Source organism: Streptomyces sp. NPDC037271, from assembly GCF_055603605.1.
Genome location: NZ_JBVJVN010000003.1, coordinates 94259 through 113129, shown reverse-complemented (window position 1 = coordinate 113129; position 18871 = coordinate 94259). Strand labels below are relative to the sequence as shown.

Below are 18871 nucleotides of genomic sequence, written 5' to 3'. Positions count from 1 at the left end.
GCCGGGCTACCCACCCCGCGACGACAAGAAGGCGTGCGCGTGGGCGCGGGAGCCGACGCGGCGCGATTCCCGATCCGGGGACCTCGGGAGTCGCGCCGCGACGTCGTTCGGCAGCTCTGCCGCGCCCAGCCGCTCGTCTCGGAGCAGGTCACCCCTCGTTCAGCGTGATGGCCCTCGCGGGACACCGGTCCACCGCGTCGCGGACGCCGTCCAGCACCGCAGCGGGGGGTTCCGGTGTCCGGAGCACTACGAGCCCGTCGTTTCCGTCCTGGTCGAACACGGACTCGGCGGACAGTACGCACTGTCCGGCACCTACACAGACATCGCGGTCCACGGATACGCGCACCAGGTCTCCTTTCCCGCGGGCCCGGGCAGCGTCTGGCCCGGGCGGTGTGGTGGGCGTCATCAGGCCTGCCCGTCCTCGAGCCGTGCCGTCTCCCGCAGCGCGTTCTTGTCCGTCTTCCCCACGGGGGTCAGGGGCATCCGCTCGACCGCCTTCACCCGGTCCGGTGCCTTGTAGGCCGCCAGACCGCGTTCCCGCAGGAAGGAGGCGAGTTCCCGGGTTCCGGGCACCGGGCCCGTACACACGACGAAGGCCACGGAGCGTTCGCCGAGTTCGGGGTCCGCCGCGGCCACGAGTGCCACGGAGTCGATGCCGGGATGGGCGAGCAGGTGCTCTTCGACCTCGGTGGCGTCGATCTTCTCGCCGCCCCGGTTGATCTGCTCCTTGACGCGGCCGACCACGCTGAGGTGTCCGGTGGGGAGCCGCCGGACGAGATCTCCGGTGCGGTAGAAGCCGTCCTCGGTGAAGTGGGTCCTCGCCAGTTCGGGGGAGCGGTAGTACCCGCGCAGCGTGTAGGGACCGCGCGTCAGCAGCTCTCCGACGTGCCCGTCGGGAACCGGCGCGCCGTCCCCGTCGACGACGAGGACCTCGTCCGCCGGTGAGACCGGGCGGCCCTGCGTGGAGCAGATGATCGCGTCCGGGTCGTCGAGCGCGGTCAGGTTGAGCAGTCCTTCCGCCATGCCGAACACCTGCTGCAGCCGGGCTCCGAGCGTGGGCTCGATACGGCGCGCGAGGTCGTCGGCCAGCCGCGCCGCACCGACCTGGAGGACGGCGAGGCTGGAGACGTCCGGCCGCCGCTCCTCGAACTCCCGCAGCCAGTAGGGGACCAGCGGTGGATTGATGGCGGTGATGGTGACCTTCTCGCGCTCGATCAGCTCGAGGGCGGTGCCGGGGTTCGGACTGGGGGAGAGCACCACGGTCCCGCCGGCGTGCAGCGTTCCCAGAACGCCGGGGCAGCTCATCGTGAAGTTGAAGGCGATCGGCAGGACGGCCAGGTAGACCGAGTCCGCGTCGAGCCGGCACACCTCGGCCGCGGCTCGCGCGTTGTAGGCGTAGTCCTGGTGTGTCCGCGGGATGAGCTTGGGCGTGCCGGTGGTGCCTCCGGACAGCAGGAGGAGAGCCAAGTCACCGGACTCGACGGGGGGTTCGGGGGACGCGACGGCCGGTGCCCGTGGATCGAGCAACGTCTCGAAGGGGACGAAGCCGCTGTGGTCCCCCGTGTCGCCGACGACGATCGTGTGGCGCAGTGACGCGTGGTCGGCGCCGAGGTCCGCGGCCAGCGCGCGGTAGTCGAAGCGGGCGTGCCGGTCGGGGATCACGTAGGCGACCGCCTCGGTGATCCGGGCGAGGTGCGCGATCTCGTGGCGACGGTGTCCGGGCAGGGCGTGGACCGGTACGGCGCCGAGCCGCTGCAGCGCGAACCACAGCAGCACGAACTCCGCGCGGTTGGGCAGCTGCACGATGACCCGGTCGCCCCGGCGCAGTCCGAGACGGTGCAAGGACCGGTACAGGCCCTCGACTTCGGCCTCCAGTGCCGAGTAGGTCCAGCGGCGGTCTCCGTCGACCAGGGCCGTGGCCGTCGGACGTGCCGACGCCTGCCGGGCCGGGAGATCACCGAAGACCTCGTCCCGCCAGTAGCCGGCCTGGCGGTAGTGCCGTGCGGCCTCCGGTGGCCAGCCGGGCCAGTCCGGTCTGCCGGACAGCGCTCCCTGTACCGAGGTCGTTCCCATGTTTCTCCTCCGAGGCGTGGTGCGGATGTTGGTGGTGGTGCCCCACAGAGCCGCGCATCTAGGCTAGGCTAAGTGAATATGATTGTCATTTGAATCACCGGGTGGTGTGGTGAGGGAGGAACTGGAACTCGTGAGCAAAGCGCCTACACCGGGGCAGGTGGAGGGGACGCAGGTACTGGCGGCGGTGGCCGACGCCTTGGACGTCCCCCGCACGGAACTCGACCTCGACGCCGACCCGTTCGAGCTCGGGCTCGACTCCCTGGGACTCATCCGGCTCACCGCCGACTGGCGTCGTCAGGGCATCGGGGTCGGCTACGAGCAGCTCGCCGAGGCGGCGACGCTGCGGGACTGGCTGACACTCCTGAACGCCGCCCCGAGGACAGCGGCGTCGGACGAGCCGGACACCCCCGAGCCGGTACGGGCCGACCTGCCCGGAGCGGACGCGGGGAGGCGGGAAGAGACCGAGCCGGACGGTGCCTTCCCCCTGGCCGTCATGCAGCACGCCTACTGGATCGGCCGCCAGGACGACCAGCCCCTCGGCGGTGTGGGAGCCCACTTCTACGCCGAACTCGACGGATCCGGCCTCGACCCCGAGCGCCTCGCCGACGCCGTGACCGAGCTGCGCCGACGTCACGAGATGCTGCGCGTCGAGGTGCTCGACGACGGACGGCAGCGCATCCTCGCCGAGCCGGCGCAGCCGGCGGTCACCGTGCACGACCTCACCCGGAAACCGGCAGACGACTGCGCCGAGACGCTCGAACGGCTGCGGCAGCACTACACCCACCGACGCATGGACGTCGAGCGGGGCGAGGTGTTCGACGTCGCCCTCAGCCTGCTGCCCGACGGCCGGACCCGCCTCCACATCGACCTCGACATGGTCGGCGCGGACGCCGCCAGCATGCGCGTCCTCCTGGCCGACCTCCGGCACCTCTACGACGATCCGGACACCCCCCTGCCGGACATCGGCCACAGCTACCGGGACTACCTGCGGGAGAGCCGGGCGGACCGGAAAGCCGATGTCGCCTCCGCGCGCGACTGGTGGCGCGAACGACTGGACGGACTGAGCGCTCCGCCTCAACTGCCCACCGTCATCGACCCGCTCAGCCCGGAATCCGCCGCACCCCGGTACCACCGCACCACTCGCCTGCACCACCACCTGACGTCCCGGCGCATGAGCATCCTGACCGAACGGGCCAGGCAGCACCGGCTGACCCCGACGGCGGTACTGGCCGCCGCGTTCGCCGAGGTGCTCGCGGCCTGGAGCGCCGAGCCGAGGTTCCTGCTCAACCTCCCCCTGTTCCACCGGGACCTGAGCCGGCCCGACACCGAACTGCTCATCGGCGACTTCAGCAGCTCGGTCCTGCTGGACGTCGACCTCACCGCCGGGCGGCCCTTCGCCGAGGCGGCAGGGGACATCCAGACGGAGCTGCGCAGGACCATCGCGCGCGGCTCCTACTCGGGCGTCGAGGTCCTGCGGGACCTCTCCCGCGCCGCGGGCGGCACGCCCGTCCTCGCACCCGTCGTGTACACCAGCGCCCTCGGCCTCGGAGAGGTCTACGACAGCGCCGTGCGGCGCACCTTCGGCGAGCCGTGCTGGATCATCTCCCAGGGACCCCAGGTGTGGCTGGACGCGCAGGTGACCGAGCTGGACGGCGGTCTCCTGCTCAACTGGGACGTCAGGGAGGACCTGTTCGCGCCCGGTGTGCCCGCCGCGGCCTTCGACGCCTACCGGAACCTGATCGAGACCCTGCTGGACGACGAGGACGCGTGGGCCCGCACCGTAGGGCCCCAACTCCCCGCCGAACAGTCACGTGTCCGGGAGCGCGTCAACGACACCGACGCCCCCGAGGTGGCCGTGCGACTGCACGAGGGGTTCCACCGGGCCGCGGCCGCACAGCCCGGACGGGTGGCGCTGATCGACGAAACAGGCCGCTCCGTCACGTACCGGGAGCTGCGGGACCGGGCGGGACGCGTCACCGCGCTGCTCACCGACGCCGGCGTACGGCAAGGTGATTCGGTCGCGGTGCGCCTCACCCGGGGGGCCGGTCAGGTCGCGGCCGTACTCGGCGTGCTCGGGGCCGGCGCCACCTACGTCCCCGTCGGTGTGCACCAGCCCGCCCATCGCGCGGCCCGCGTCCTGGAGGCCGCCAAGGCGGTGGCGGTGCTCACCGATGCGTCCGGCACACCGGAACTTCCCGCCCCGGCCGACGGCACCGCGCCCCGCGTGCTCGCCCTCGACGCGGCCGACGCCCTGCGGCCCGCGGCTCCCGTGCTGGACCAGCCCGTCTCGTCGGTCGCCTACACGATCTTCACCTCCGGGTCCACGGGGGTCCCCAAGGGCGTGGACGTCTCCCACGGCGCCGCGATGAACACCCTCGCCGCGATCAACGCGCGCTTCGGGGTACGGGCATCCGACCGGGGACTCGCCCTGGCCGAACTGGACTTCGACATGGCGGTCTACGACCTGTTCGGTCCGCTGTCGGCGGGCGGCTCGGTCGTCCTGGTCGACGAGGCGGCCCAGCGCGACCCGCAGCACTGGATCAGACTGATGCGTGAGCACCGGGTCACCCTCGTCAACTGCGTCCCCGCCCTCCTCGACATGACCCTCACCGCCGCCGAGGCCGACCCCGAGGGACTGGGCGACACGCTGCGGCTCGTGCTGCTCGGAGGTGACTGGGTGGGCATGGACCTGCCCGGACGACTCCGTGCCCTGGTACCCGAGGCGCGGTTCGTCGCACTGGGCGGCATGACCGAAGCCGCGGTGCACTCGACGGTCTTCGAGGTCGACGAGGTCGGCCCGGACTGGGCCTCCGTCCCCTGGGGAGTCCCGCTGCCCAACATGCGGGCCCGGGTGGTCGACGCACGGGGCAGGGACTGCCCGGACTGGGTTCCGGGAGAGCTGTGGATGAGCGGCGCCGGCCTGGCCGACGGCTACCGCGGCGACCCCGACCGCACCGCCGAGAAGTTCGTCCGGTACGAGGGCAGGCGCTGGTACCGCACCGGGGACCGGGCCCGGTACCGCTCCGACGGCGTACTGGAGTTCCTCGGACGGGTGGACCACCAGGTCAAGCTGCGCGGCCACCGCATCGAACTCGGCGAAGTGGAAGCCGCGGCCGCCGGCCGGTCCGACGTCTCCGGCAGCGTGGCCCTGGTGACCGGCCGGCCCCCGCAACTGGCCCTCGTCGCCGCGGGCACCCCGACGGCGAAACCCACCGGGACCGACCTGCGGAACACTCTCGCGGCGCTGCTTCCCGCGTACATGGTCCCCTCTCGCATCGAGGTCGTCGACGCCCTTCCCCTGACCGCCAACGGGAAGCCCGACCGCAGGAAAGCGGCGACGCTGGTGGGAACGGAAGCACCGGCCCCCGGACCTGGAGGCGGTGAGCCGCCCCGCGGCTGGGCGGAAACCACCCTTGCCCAGGTCTGGTCCGAACTCCTCGGCGCCTCCGCCATCGGACGCGACGACGACTTCTTCGCACTCGGCGGGGACTCCCTGCTCGCCACCCGGGTGATCGCCGCACTGCGCGGACGCGACGTCGGCGGGGCCCGCGTCGCCCAGCTCTTCACCCGCCCCCGGCTGGCCGACTACGCCGCGACCCTCACCCGGCAGGAACACCGCGCCACGACCCTCGGCCCCGGCGACATCGCCCACCGGCACGACCCGTTCCCCCCCACCGACGTGCAGCGCGCCTTCTGGATCGGCCGCGACGACCGGTTGCCGCTCGGGGGCGTGGGCACCTACCACTACAGCGAGTTCGACGGCGTCGACGTCGACCTGGCCCGCGTCGAACGCGCCTGGCGGACACTGATCCAGCGGCACGAGATGCTGCGAGCGGTCTTCGACGACGAAGGCCGGCAGCGGATCCTGCGCGACGTGCCCCGCTTCACCATCCCGGTCACCGAGGTCGGCACCGAGCACGAGGCACCCGCCGCGCTGGACAGCCTGCGCGCCGAGTCCTCCCACCGTCGCCTGGACATCACCCGGTGGCCCCTGTTCGACATCCGGGCCGTGCGCTACCCCAGCGAGGGCCGAACCCGGACCCGGCTGGCCGTCGGACTCGACTACATCGTCCTCGACGGAGCCTCGATCATGGCTCTCTACGCCGAACTGGACGCCCTCCACGCCGACCCGGACACCGAACTGCCCGCCATCGACGTCTCCTTCCGGGACTACGTCCTCGACGTCGTACCGGAGAAGGACGCCGTCGACAAGGCCCGCGCGTACTGGCTGCGCAGGCTGGACGACCTGCCGCCCGCCCCCGAGCTGCCACTCGCCGGCGACCCGGCCGCGGTGGCCCGGCCCTGGTTCACCCGCCGCACCCGGCCACTGGCGGCCGACCGGTGGGAGACGCTGAGGGAGCGGGCCCGGCAGCAGGGGCTGACGCCCTCCGTGGTCCTGCTGATCTGCTACGTGGAGGTCCTGGCGGCCTGGAGCGACCAGGACGGTGTCACCGTCAACCTGACCCTGTTCAACAGGCTGCCGGTACACCCCCACATCAACCGCCTGGTCGGCGACTTCACCTCGGTGTCGCTCATCGGCCACAAGCCCCGGCCCGGCGAGAGCTGGCTCGAAGCCGCACACCGGCTCCAGCGGGTCATGGGCGAGGACCTGGACCACAGGGAAGCGTCCGCGATCTGGCTCATGCAAGAGCTCGCCCGGCGCACGGGCACGGTGGAGGCCGCCATGCCCGTGGTCTTCAGCAGCACCGTGGGCGTCGGAGACCGGGAGACCAAGGACCTGAGCGGAGCCTTCCCGGCCAAGGTCTTCGGCATCACGCAGACACCACAGGTCATGCTCGACAACCAGGTCACGGAATCCGCGGGCGGCATCCTGGTGAGCTGGGACGCCATCGAGGAACTGTTCCGCCCCGGCGTACTGGACGCCATGTTCGACTCCTACTGCCGCATGCTCGACCGGCTGGCCGACGAGCCCTGGGAACACGGCCCGCTGCCCGCCGCGTTGCCCGCCGAGCAGAAGGCAGCACGGGCACGGATCACCGGCGCCCCCGCACCCGCCACCGCCGGCCTCCTGCACGAGGACGTGCTCGGCCGGGCCGCGTCCGACCCCGACCGCACGGCACTCCTCATGCCGGACGGCAGCACCCTCACCTACGGCCGGCTCGCGCGGCGCGCCACCCTGATGGCGGGAGGGCTGGCCCACCACGGCGTCCGCCCCGGCGACACGGTGGCGCTCCTGCTGCCCGGCGGAGCCGACCAGATCGTCGCGGCCCTCGGGACCCTGGCCGCGGGCGCGGCCTACCTGCCGCTGCCCCCAGGGCCCGACGCCGACGCGGCCGAACACTGCGAGGCGGCCGGGGCGGTCCTCCTCGTCACCGACACCCCCGGCGCGGGCACCGGCGGACTGCGGACGACCACCTTCGCCGACGTCATGGCGCCGGCCGCCGCGGCCGAACCCTTCCGCGGTGACCCCCGCACCCCCGCCTACGTCCGCCTGACCGAGCACGGCCCCCTGGCCTTCAGCCACGCGGCGGTACGGGGGACGCTGGCAGACATCCGGGCGCGGTACTCGGTGGGGGAGGAGGACCGGGGAATCGCACTGTCCGCACCGCACACGGTGCGCTCGGTCTTCGACGTCCTCGGCCTGCTCGGCGCCGGCGCGACACTCGTGCTGCCCGGCCCCGCCGACCGTGCCGACCCCGCCGCGCTGGCGCGGCTCTCGGCCCGACACGGCGTCACGGTGTGGAACGGCACACCGCACCTGCTGGACCGGCTCCTCACCGAGGCCGAGGCCGGAGCCGGGTCCACGGCGGAGGCCGGCCCCCGCCTCCCCGAACGGCTCCGCCTGACCATCGTCTCGGGCGGCCGGGCGGGCCACGACCTGCCGCGCAGACTGCGCGAGTCGGCGAGCCGGGAATGCCGGTTCGTCTCGCTCAGCACCGTGCCCGGAACGGCCCTGTGGTCCCTCGCGTACGAGCCGTCCGCCGCGGACTCCGCCGATGGCACGCCCATGCCGGCGGGCCTGCCGCCGGCCGGCCTGCGGCACCGCGTGGTCGACGCCGCCGGGCAGGACCGCCCGGACTGGGTCGGCGGTGAACTGTGGATCAGCGACCCGGGATTCATCGAGCGGCCCGGACACGCACCCGCAGGCCGAGTCGTCGAACGGGACGGGACACGCTGGTACCGCACCGGAAGGCAGGCGCGCCACCGACCGGACGGAACACTCGACCTGATCGGACGCTCCGGGCGCCCGACCAGGATCGGCGGCCGACGCGTCGAACCGGACGACGTCGAGACAGCCCTCGAAACACACCCCGGAGTCGCCCGCGCGGTGGTCCTCGTCACCGGAGAGACCGACGACCGCAGACTGCACGCGGTGATCGTCCCGGTCGGCGACCGGCCGACGGGCATCCCCGAGCACCTGGAGAAGCTCCTGCCGGCGCACGCCACACCCGGCCGCTACACGTTCGTCGACACGCTCGACCAGGTGCCCGTCACCGACGACGGAGACATCGACCGGACCGCCCTCGCCGTCTTTGTGGCCTCGGAGAACGAGGCCGGAGGTCCGCCGAAGAGCGAGGTCGAGCTCCGTATCGCGGCCCTCTGGTCGGACCTCCTCGGCGCCGAAGTACCCGACCGCAACGCCAACTTCTTCAGCGAAGGCGGCGACAGTCTCACAGCGCTGCGCCTGGTCGGAGCCGTCAACGAGGCCTTCGGCACGGACGTACCCGTGCGCGCCTTCCTGGCGGCGTCCACCCTGGCGGACCTGGCGGCGCGAATCGAAAGCATGCAGGCCACTGCCCTGTTCGAAGAGAGTGGAGAGATATGAAAGCGCAGGACATCGTCGCGGAGCTGGAACGGCACGGCATCCGGCTCTGGGAGGAGGACGGCAAGCTGCGCTTCCGCGCCCCCCAGGGCGCGCTCACCGAGGAGCGGCGCGCGCTGCTGCGTTCACGGCGGGACGACGTGCTCGCCCACCTGACCGAACGGGCGGAAGCCACCCGCCTGATTCCCGAACCCGACGCCGCACACCAGCCGTTCCCGCTGACCGACATCCAGGCCGCCTACCTGGTCGGCCGCGGCAGCGCCTACGGCTACGGCGGCGTCGCCTGCCACGTCTACACCGAACTCGCCTACCCCGCCGAGACCGACCCCGACGCGCTCAACGACGCCTGGTGGGCGATCGTGCGACGGCACGACATGCTGCGCGCCGTCGTGCACCCGGACGGCTCCCAGGAGGTGCTGGCCACCATCCCCGAAACGGCCATCCCCGTCCAGGACATGAGGGGAGCCCCGGAGGAGGACGTGGACCTCCGGGTGAGGGAGATCCGCGACGAGCTGGCCGCACGCGTACCACCGACCGACCGGCCGCCGCTCTTCGAACTGCGGATGACCCGCTGCGACGACGCGCTGCTGCTGCACCTCTCCATCGACCAGCTCATCGTGGACTACGCCAGCCTCCTGCTCGTCCTCGCCGAACTGGAGGACGTGTACCACGGCCGCCGACTGGCGCCGCTGAACGCCCGGTTCCGTGACTACGTGCTGGCGCGGCGCCGGCAGACGCTCACCAGCGAGTACAACCGGCACCGCGACTACTGGCTGCGACGCCTCCCCGACCTGCCCGCCGCCCCCGAGCTGCCCTTGGCGGCCGACTCCTCGGCCCCCGGCCCCTTCCGCCGGTACGAGACCGTGATGAGCGCCGAGCAGCGCAAGGCGTTCGAGGCCAACGCGGCGGCGCGGCAGATCCCCCTGTCCGCCGCGGCCCTGACGGCCTTCGCCGAAGTGATCGGCCGGTGGAGCCGCAACCCCGAGTTCATGCTCAACCTCCCCACCTTCACCCGGCTCCCCCTGCACGAGGACGTCGACCGGCTGGTGGGCGACTTCACCTCCGTCGAACTCCTCGCCGTGGACCTGCGAGCGCGGCAGACCTTCGTCGAACGCGTCCGCACCCTGAGCACGAACCTGCTGGAGGACCTGGCCCACTCGCTGTTCACGGGCAGCCAGGTGCTGACCGAGATGGCCCGGCTCCGCGAGGCGCAGACGCTCCTCATGCCGGTCGTGTTCACGAGCACCCTCGGCTCCGCCACCATGAGGCAGCCGGACGCCGTGGTCCGGCACGCCCAGACGCAGACACCGCAGGTCTGGATCGACTGCCAGGTGATGGAGCGCGGCGACGGCCTCGCACTGAGCTGGGACGTACGGGAAGGCGTCCTCGCGGCGGGGACCGCCGACGAGCTGTTCGACGCCTTCACCGCTCTCATGCACCGCCTCGCCGAGGACCCCGACAGCTGGTCCGAACCCGCGGAGATCGATCTCCCCGAACCCACCCGCGCCGTACGGGCCCGCGTGAACGACACCGGCGCGCCGGTACCCCGTGCCCTGCTGCACGAGGCCGTACTCGCCACCGCACGCCGCACCCCGGACCGCGTGGCCGTCGTCGACCAGGACCGTCGGGTCACCTACCGGGAGCTGGTCGCGCGGGCCGCCGGCGTCGCCCGGGCCCTGGCGGCGGCGGACGTCACCCCGGGACAGATCGTGGCGATCACGATGGACAAGGGCTGGGAGCAGGCGGCGGGCGTACTCGGCACACTGATGGCCGGTGCCGCCTACCTGCCGCTGGACACCACGCAGCCGCCCCGGCGACGCGAGACCATCCTGGCCGACGCCAAGGCACGGGCCGTGCTCACGCAGTCATGGCTCACCGACGACGGCGACCGGCCGGACGGCATCCCGGTCATCGCGGTGGACGCGCTCCCCGACAGCGAGACCCCCGCGGCCGCGGCCCAGGCCGACCCCGACTCCCTCGCCTACGTCATCTACACCTCGGGTTCGACGGGCGCGCCGAAGGGCGTGATGATCAGCCACGCCGCCGCGCTGAACACCATCACCGACATCAACCGCCGGTTCGCGGTCACGGAGGACGACCGGGTCTTCGCCCTCGCCCAACTCGGCTTCGACCTGTCCGTCTACGACCTCTTCGGCCCGCTGTCCGTGGGCGCGACCGTGGTCATGCCCCACCCCGAACGCCGGGGCGACCCGTCCAGCTGGGCCGAGACGGTCGGGCGGGAGAACGTCACCGTCTGGAACTCGGTGCCCGGACAGCTCCAGATGCTCCACGACTACCTGCGGGCCGACGATCCGCCGCTGCCCTCCCTCCGGCTCATGATGCTCTCCGGGGACTGGATCCCCGTCGGCCTCCCGGCGGCGATCCGGCGCTGGGCCCCCGCGGCCGAGGTCCACAGCCTGGGCGGTGCCACCGAGGCGTCCATCTGGTCCATCCACCACCCGGTCTCCGAGACCGACCCCTCCTGGCGCAGCATCCCGTACGGCAAGCCACTGGCCAACCAGACCTTCCACGTCCTCGACTCGGCCCTGCGGCCCCGCCCCGACCTGGTGACCGGCGACCTGTACATCGGCGGAACCGGCCTCGCCCAGGGGTACTTCGGCGACGCGGAGCGCACCGCGGCGGCCTTCGTGCAGCACCCGGTCACCGGCGAGCGGCTCTACCGCACCGGCGACCTCGGGCGCTACCACCGGGACGGAGTCATCGAGTTCCAGGGCCGGGTGGACACCCAGGTGAAGATCCGCGGCTACCGGATCGAGCTCGGTGAGATCCAGGCTGCCGTCGAATCCCTCCCCTCCGTCGGCGCGGCGGCCGTGGTCGTCGCGGGCGGTCGCGGCGACGCCGGCCGGGCGACAGCCCCCCGTGCCCTCGCCGCCTTCGTCGAGCCCGCCCACCTCGGCGAACCCCTGCCGGTGCCGGCCTCGCTCCGGGACGTCCTCGAGCGGGCCGGACAGGACGCGGCCGCGGGCGTCGACCTGCCCGCGCTCACGGCCTTCCGCACGGCACTGAACACCGCGGCCCTGTCCGCCATGTGCGAGACGCTCGCCCCCGCCTTCGCCGGGCAGGCGCCCCGCACGGCGGCCCAGGTCTGCGAGGCCCTGGACGTCGCCCCGGCCCACCACCGCCTGGTCCGCCGCTGGCTGCGGGGTCTGGTGGCGGCAGGCAGGCTCACGGAGGACACCGGCGGCTACCGGGACCTGTCCGTTCCCGCCCCCGGCGCCACCGAGCGGGCATGGGAGGAGGCGGCCGCACTCGAACGCGAGGCGGCCTGGAGCCCCGAACTGTTCGCCGTCGTCCGCGACTGCGCGGGCACCCTGCCGTCCCTGCTCACCGGTCGGGCCGAACCGGCGGACCTGCCGTTCTCCGGCACCTCGGCCGACGCGCTCGACGCCGCCTACAAGGACAACCCGGCGGCCCACGCCCTGCACCAGGTGCTGGTGGCCGGCGTCACGGAGATCGTCCGTGACCACCCGAAGGGCACACCCCTGCGTCTGATGGAGGTCGGCCTGCGCGGCGGCGGCGCCGTCACCGAACTCGTACCCGCCCTGCAGGACGCCGACTTCGACTACCTGGCCACCGACTCCTCCCCTCGCCACCGCTCCCCGGTCGAACAGCGTTTCGCCGACGATCCGCGGGTCCGGTGCGCCGCCTTCGACCCGGCGGAAGACCCCCACGAGCAGGGTTTCCCGCCCCACTCCGTGGACGTGCTGGTCTGCGTCGGAGTGCTGGACAACGTCCCGGACGTCGAGGCGGCCCTGGCCCGGCTGAGGTCACTGGTCACGGCGGGCGGATGGCTCGTCCTGCTGCAGAACGCCGGAGACGACGACCACGCCCTGCGGATCTCCACCGAGTTCCTCCCCGAGCACGCGGGGCCGTTCGCCGACGTCCGTGCGGCGGGCGAGCAGTCCTTCCTGACCGCGCAGCAGTGGACCGCCCTCCTCGGCGACCAGGACGGCCGCATCGCCGCCGAGTTCCCCGCCGCACCGGAGGAGGCCGCCGCATACGGCCAACGGCTGTACTTCGCGCGGCCCAAGCCCACGCGGGCGCCGATCTCGGTGCCGGAACTGAGCAGCGGCTGCGCGGAGCTGCTGCCCGAGTACTCGGTGCCGACCCGGTGGCAGATCCTCGACCGGCTGCCGAAGACCGCGAACGGCAAACTGGACCGCGGCCGGCTCGAGACCTGGGCCGCGCAGACCGACCGGCAGGCCGAAGCGCCCACATCGAGCCGGCCCCGGGACGAACTGGAACGCGCCATCGCGGCCCTGTGGGCCGAGTTGTTGCAGCTGGACGAGGTCGGCCGCGACGACGACCTGTTCGACCTCGGCGGGGACTCCCTGCTCGTGGCACGCATCGTCGGCAGGCTCAGGGACGGCCTCGACGGCCTGGACGGCCTGGAGTGGGACCTGGAGTGGGAGGTCGTCCTCCGCCACCTGCTGCGCCGTCCCACGGTCGCCGGACTGGCCGCCTACCTCCGTGACGTCTCGGCGGAGCAGCAGACCGAGGGGGCCGAGGCCTCCCCGGTCGTCACGCTGACCGAGACACCGCCGTCCCGGCCGGTGACCGTACTGGTGCACGCCGGCACGGGCACGCTCCTTCCCTACCGGCCGCTCATCACCGAGATCCGCGGGAAGACGGACGGCCGCAACGGACTGGTCGGCCTGGAGATCCCCGAGCTGGACACGTTCCTCAACGCCGACCCGAACGGGCTGATCGACCGGCTCGCCGCCCGGTACGCACGCGCCCTGCTCGATGCCGGACACACGTCCTTCGACGTCGTCGGCTACTGCGTGGGCGGCGTCATCGCGACGGAGGTGGCGCGCGGGCTGGCGGAGGCCGGCGCGGAGGTACGCAGCCTGACCGTCATCAGCAGCCACAGCCCGACCTTCCGGATCGACGACGAGCTGCTCTCGGAGTACTCCTTCGCCCTGATGATGGGCATGGACCTCGCGCACATCGGGTTCCCGGCGGACTCGGACCGGGTGGGCGCCGCGGTCGGCGCCGTACTCGAGCGCTCGCCCGACGCGATCGTCGACGGGGCACTGGCCGACCTCGACGGCGAGTACGCGGACGTAGCGGAGGCGTTCGCGAAGCTCGAGTCACTGCCGCGCATGGGCCGCGTCACCCGGATGTGCGAGGCGCTGCCTCCCGCTCTGGAGGGCACCTACCAGCCCGAAGGACTGCTGCGTGCCCTGCGGACCTACCAGCAGAGCACGTACGCGCTGAGCAGGCACCGGGCCGAACCGTACGCCGGAGACATCTCCTTCCTCCGGCACAACGGCGCGTACCCCTTCCCCGGCAGCGCGGACACCATCACCGACCACTGGGCGAAGATCTGCCTGGGCGAGCTGGAGAGCCGCGAGATCCCGGGCGAGCACTTCACCTGCATGACCGGTGACAACGTGCCGACCGTCTTCGGTCACCTGCGTGACATCGTCGAAGGGATGGAAGCGTGATCGGCGTCCTGGGAGCGTCCGGAGCGGTGGGGCGCCACGCCGCGGCGGCACTGGCCCGATCGGGTGACGGCCCCTTGCGCCTCGGCGCACGCAGGCCCGAGGCGATCGGTGCCGGCGACCGGTCGGAGGCGGAGATCCGCGCGGTGGACGCGCTGGACGCCGCCTCGCTCGCCGAGTTCTGTGCCGGATGCCGCGTGGTCGTGAACTGCGCCGGGCCCAGCTACCTGCTGAAGGACTCGGTGGCCAGGGCCGCCCTCGCGGCGGGCGCCGACTACGTCGACGTCCTCGGCGACGACCCGGTGCGCGAGGCGCTGACGGCCGCCGGCGTCGTGCCGGCCGGCCGCACCGTCGTCCTGTCGGCCGGCACCGTGCCCGGCCTCTCCCTCCTGGTCCACCGGCGACTGACGGAACTGGCCGGTCAGGACGCGTCGCCCGCGACGCGCCTGGTCGCCTACGCCGGCGGGCTGGAACGCGCCACCGCGACCGTCGCCGCCGACATCCTGCTCTCCCTGGATGTCGGCGGCGCCGACGGCGAGCCCTACGGGCATCCCCTGGCGGCCTGGCGCAACGGCCGGCGGGTCCCGCGCGCGTTGCGCGTGGACGAGGACGCGGAGGTGCCGCACTTCCCGCAACGCGTCGCCGTGCAGCCGCTGCTGACCGCGGAGTGGGAACGCGGCGCGCGGGCCGCCGGGCTGGCCGAGGCCGAGTGGTACAACGTCTTCCCGGGCAGCCAGGTGCGGGCCCTGTTCACCGCGCTCCCGACCCTGCCCGTCGACACGCCCCGGCAGCGGGAGGAGCTGATCCAGCGCATCATCCGGGCGGGCGAGATCGACCTGGCGGGCGCCGAGCCCTACTACCGCCTCGTCCTCACCCTGTCCGGACCGGACCGGAGCCGGACCGCCGTCGTGCGCACGGACGACAGCTACCGGCTGACCGGAGCCGTCGCGGCCCACACCGTCCGTGCTCTCGACGCCGGGCGTGTCCGCCCCGGTCTGCACTTCGCGGGGGACGTCCTGGAGCCCGCCGAAGCCATCGACGCACTGACCCGCACCGGGGCGGCGGACTTCTCGGTCTACGAGGGCGACGGCCGCGGCGGTGCGCGGGCGGGCGACGCGTTCGAGGACGGTGAACTGTGACCGCGTCCCCCGACCGGCCGCTGCGGACGGTGGTGGCCGGCACCAACTTCGGCAGGTTCTACGTCGATGCCGTACGAGAGCACCCGGACTTCGAGCTGACCGGCATCCTCGCCAGGGGAAGCGGGGGCAGCGGCCACTCGCGGGCCCTCGCCGAGACGCTCGGCGTGCCCTGCTACGCCGGCACCGACGAGCTGCCGGACGACACCGACGTGGCCTGCGTCGTCGTTCCCTCGGCCGTGATGGGAGGTTCCGGGACCGAACTGAGCCAGGCGCTCCTGCACCGGGGCGTGCATGTGCTCCAGGAGCACCCGCTGCATCCGGACGAGCTGTCGGAGACCCTGCGCATCGCCAGGAAACGGGGCCTGCAGTACCGGGTCAACACCCACTACGTGCACGTGGAGCCGGTGCGCGTCTTCCTCGAGGCGGCACGCCGGCTACGCGACAAGCAGCGGGTGCTGTACGTCGACGCGGCCTCCCCGGTGCACGTACTGGCCCCGCTGATCGACATCCTGGGCAGGGCGCTCGGCGGGCTGCGCCCGTGGCAGCTCGGGGACGTCGCGGCCGTCGGAAGCGACGTGCTCGCCACGTCCGACGGGCGGGCACCGGTGCGGACGCTGCACGGCGCCCTGGCCGGGGTGCCCCTCACGCTGCGCGTACAGAACGAGATCCACCCGGGGGACCGGGACAACCACGCGCTGTTCTGGCATCGCGTGGCCCTCGCCACCGAGGGCGGTGTGCTGACGCTCGCGGACACCCACGGACCGGTCCTCTGGCATCCTCGGATGCACTCGCCGCGCGACGACGGGCACCGGCTGGTCTTCCGGTCCGGGCCCGGCGCGGAGTGGCTGAGGCTGCCGACGAGTTCCGTCGTCGGTGACGCGTCGCACGACCCGCACAGCTTCGACGAGGTCTTCTCCCGCCTGTGGCCGTCGGCGGTGGGCGATGCGCTCGGTCAGTTGCGCGACGCGATCCGAGAGGGCGCGGACGTCCTGCGTACCGCGCAGCACGACCTGGCCGTCTTCCGGGTCTGGCGGGACCTGATGGCCGGCCTCGGACCGCCGGAACTGATCCGCCCGCCCGCACCCACTCCGCTGGCCGTGGCCGACCTGACCGGTTCCGGCACCGGTACGGGCACCGGCACCGGCACCGGCTCGGGCTCGGGCTCGGGCTCGGGCTCGGGGAAGCGTCGTGGGCGCTGGCCCGCCCAGGGCGGCACGTCACCCGCGCCGGCCGTGCCGGAGCCGACCGGTGCCGAGGGCGATGCCCCCGGCACCGGGTACACCCGGCCCGCCGAGTTCTTCGACCTCGGGGCCCGGGAACACACGGACCGCACCGGCCCCGCGGTGGTCGCCTCGCTCGCGGGCATCGACCCGAAAGCCGGCCCGCTGCTCGACATCGGGGCGGGCAGCGGCCTGGTGACCCGTCAGATAGCCGCCGCGTACCCGGACTGCCGGATCGTCGCGGCCGAGCCCTCCGCGGGCATGCGCGCGGTCCTCACCAGCAGGCTCGCGGACGACCCCGGGATCGGGCAGCGGGTGACGGTGCTGCCCGCCGCCGCGAACGACCTGGTGCTGCCCGACCGGATCTGCGGCGCGGTCGCCTGCGGGATGCTCGGACACCTGGATCCCCCCGGGCGTCGTGCGCTGCTGCGGGACCTGGCCGACCGGCTCGCGCCGGGGGCACCGCTCGTCGTGGAACTGATGGGCCTGTACACCCCGGTGTCGATGCCGGCGACCCGGCTGCGCCAGGCAAGCCTCGGCGGGCTGCGTTACGAGTGGTGGATGGCCGGCGAGCCCGCCGGTGAGCAGTTGATGCGGCTGGAGACGACCTGGCGTGTCTTCGACGGCACGGAGTTGGTGCGGGAGGTTCGGGACGCCTACCACTGGCACACGGTGACCCTGACCCAGATCGCCGAGGAGGCGGGGCTGGCACTCGAGACCCCGCCGCCGCCCCACGGAGCGGCCGTTCCGCACCTGGGCGTGCTGCGCGGTGCGGAACGGCCGGTGGTCACCAGCTGACGAGTACCTGTTCCGGCCCGAAGGCGATGCCTTCGTGCCGGAACCGGACCGTGTGCAGGGGAACCGCTGAGCGAAGCGTGGGAATCCGGTCCAGGAGGGTGCTGATCGCGGTTACCAGTTCCAGCCGGGCGACATTCTGGCCGACGCATTGATGAATGCCGTAGCTGAACGCGACATGCTGTTTTCCTTGCCGCTCGAAATCAATCTTCTCGGGCGCTTCGAAGACACTTTCATCATGATTTGCTGAAGCCAATAGAGGAATGATTCCATCGCCCTTCGGAATCACATGCTCGCCGAGTCGGATGTCCTCGGTGGCGGTGCGCAGCGCGATTGAGTCGCCAACCGAAAGGACTCGGAGGAGTTCTTCGACGGCGGCCGGGAATTTGGTGTGGTCCGCGCGCAGCTCCGCGATCAGTTCCGGATTCTCCAGCAGCGCCAGCACGCTCAGCGCGATCTGGTTCGTCGTGGTCTCCCAGCCGGCCACCACGAGGATGGCGATGGTGGTGACGAGTTCCTCACGGCTCACCTCGCCGGTGTGCAGCCGCTCGGTTATCAGCCTGCTGAGCAGGTCGTCCCCGAGGTCCCTCACGCGGTCCGCGATGATCCCGTCGATCACGGAGGACAGGGCGCCGATGCCCTCGGCCGCGCCCTGCGCGGTGCTGGTGCCGCCACCGAAGACCTGGGAACCCAGGGTCCCCGTGACGCGCCGGAACCACGGATCGGTGCGTCGCACTCCGATGAGTTCGCACATGACGGTGCTGGACACGGTGTGGGCGAAGTGGGTGACCAGGTCGACCGGGGGGCCGCCGGCGAGGAGTTCGTCGATGCGCTCGTCGACGATGCGCTGGATGTCCCGGCGCATGCGGCGCGCCTTGCGGACGGTCATCTCGGCGAGCAGCATCCGGCGGAACCGTGTGTGCTCGGGCGGGTCCATCCTGATGAACGGCCTGGTCCGGGCCCCCACCTCCTGCTCGCCCTCGACGAGTGCGGGGAAGTTCGGGTGGCGGATGTCGGCGCTGACCCGGGGGTCGGCCAGTACCGCGCGGACCTCCTGGTAGCCCGTCACGACCCAGGCCCGGCGGCCGGTCGGCAGGGTCACCCGGGTCGCCGGGCCCTGCTTGCGCAGCTCCGCGTATTTCTCCGGCGGAGAGAACGGGCATCCGCGGACCATGGGAAAGGCGTCGGAAGCGGCTTCGGTCGCTTCGGTGTCAGTCATGGCTGTCGAATCCTTCGTGTGGCGATACGGCGATATCGCTAGGCTAGCCATTGCTTCCTTGGATTGCTATGGAAAAGTAGCGTATTCGCTCGCGCAGCGTTCGGGGTGAGCTGGACGAGACCGGAAATTGATGATGGACTGACCGGAGCGACGGCAGTGCGGCTGCCTTCTGC

Annotated in this window: 7 protein-coding genes; 4 read left to right on the top strand and 3 right to left on the bottom strand. The window is 72.5% G+C overall.

From position 1 onward, the window contains the following. Positions 1 to 148: 148 nt before the first annotated feature. Together ACZ7G3_RS08275 and ACZ7G3_RS08270 are read right to left on the bottom strand one after the other, a co-directional pair. On the bottom strand, positions 149 to 406 hold the full coding sequence (locus tag ACZ7G3_RS08275; RefSeq protein ID WP_470924134.1) for a ferredoxin: 258 nt from the start codon (positions 404 to 406) through the stop codon (positions 149 to 151). Next, entirely contained in the window at positions 406 to 2073 is a 1668-nt protein-coding gene (locus ACZ7G3_RS08270; protein WP_470924132.1) for a (2,3-dihydroxybenzoyl)adenylate synthase, read from the bottom strand. Before ACZ7G3_RS08270 ends, ACZ7G3_RS08275 begins: the two co-directional genes overlap by 1 nt. A 130-nt stretch (positions 2074 to 2203) precedes the next feature. Here ACZ7G3_RS08270 and ACZ7G3_RS08265 point away from each other — a divergent pair, with 130 nt between their 5' ends. The 4 genes from ACZ7G3_RS08265 to ACZ7G3_RS08250 are packed head-to-tail and all read left to right on the top strand — an operon-like array spanning position 2204 to position 17482. Continuing rightward, positions 2204 to 8860 carry an amino acid adenylation domain-containing protein gene (locus ACZ7G3_RS08265; protein WP_470924131.1) on the top strand — a complete coding sequence of 2219 codons (6657 nt, stop codon included), beginning with the start codon at positions 2204 to 2206 and terminating at the stop codon, positions 8858 to 8860. Next, positions 8857 to 14328 (top strand): non-ribosomal peptide synthetase, encoded by a 5472-nt coding sequence (locus tag ACZ7G3_RS08260; RefSeq protein WP_470924129.1) that lies wholly within the window; start codon positions 8857 to 8859, stop codon positions 14326 to 14328. The genes ACZ7G3_RS08265 and ACZ7G3_RS08260 overlap by 4 nt, the downstream gene beginning before the upstream one ends. Next, on the top strand, positions 14325 to 15464 hold the full coding sequence (locus ACZ7G3_RS08255) for a saccharopine dehydrogenase NADP-binding domain-containing protein (RefSeq protein ID WP_470924127.1): 1140 nt from the start codon (positions 14325 to 14327) through the stop codon (positions 15462 to 15464). Before ACZ7G3_RS08260 ends, ACZ7G3_RS08255 begins: the two co-directional genes overlap by 4 nt. Next, positions 15461 to 17482, top strand: coding sequence for a Gfo/Idh/MocA family oxidoreductase (locus tag ACZ7G3_RS08250; RefSeq protein ID WP_470924125.1), 2022 nt, complete (start codon positions 15461 to 15463; stop codon positions 17480 to 17482). The genes ACZ7G3_RS08255 and ACZ7G3_RS08250 overlap by 4 nt, the downstream gene beginning before the upstream one ends. Here ACZ7G3_RS08250 and ACZ7G3_RS08245 read toward each other — a convergent pair. After that, the gene (locus ACZ7G3_RS08245) at positions 17472 to 18749 is read right to left on the bottom strand and encodes a cytochrome P450 (protein WP_470924123.1); all 1278 of its coding nucleotides are present in this window, start codon (positions 18747 to 18749) and stop codon (positions 17472 to 17474) included. The genes ACZ7G3_RS08250 and ACZ7G3_RS08245 overlap by 11 nt on opposite strands. Between the last annotated feature and the right edge of the window lie 122 nt (positions 18750 to 18871).

Bases quoted from the DNA above. Each gene is read 5' to 3' on its own strand.
- ACZ7G3_RS08260 (WP_470924129.1), top strand. From the start codon at position 8,857: ATGAAAGCGCAGGACATCGTCGCGGAGCTGGAACGGCACGGCATCCGG.
- ACZ7G3_RS08245 (WP_470924123.1), bottom strand. From the start codon at position 18,749: ATGGCTAGCCTAGCGATATCGCCGTATCGCCACACGAAGGATTCGACA.
- ACZ7G3_RS08275 (WP_470924134.1), bottom strand. From the start codon at position 406: ATGACGCCCACCACACCGCCCGGGCCAGACGCTGCCCGGGCCCGCGGG.
- ACZ7G3_RS08270 (WP_470924132.1), bottom strand. From the start codon at position 2,073: ATGGGAACGACCTCGGTACAGGGAGCGCTGTCCGGCAGACCGGACTGG.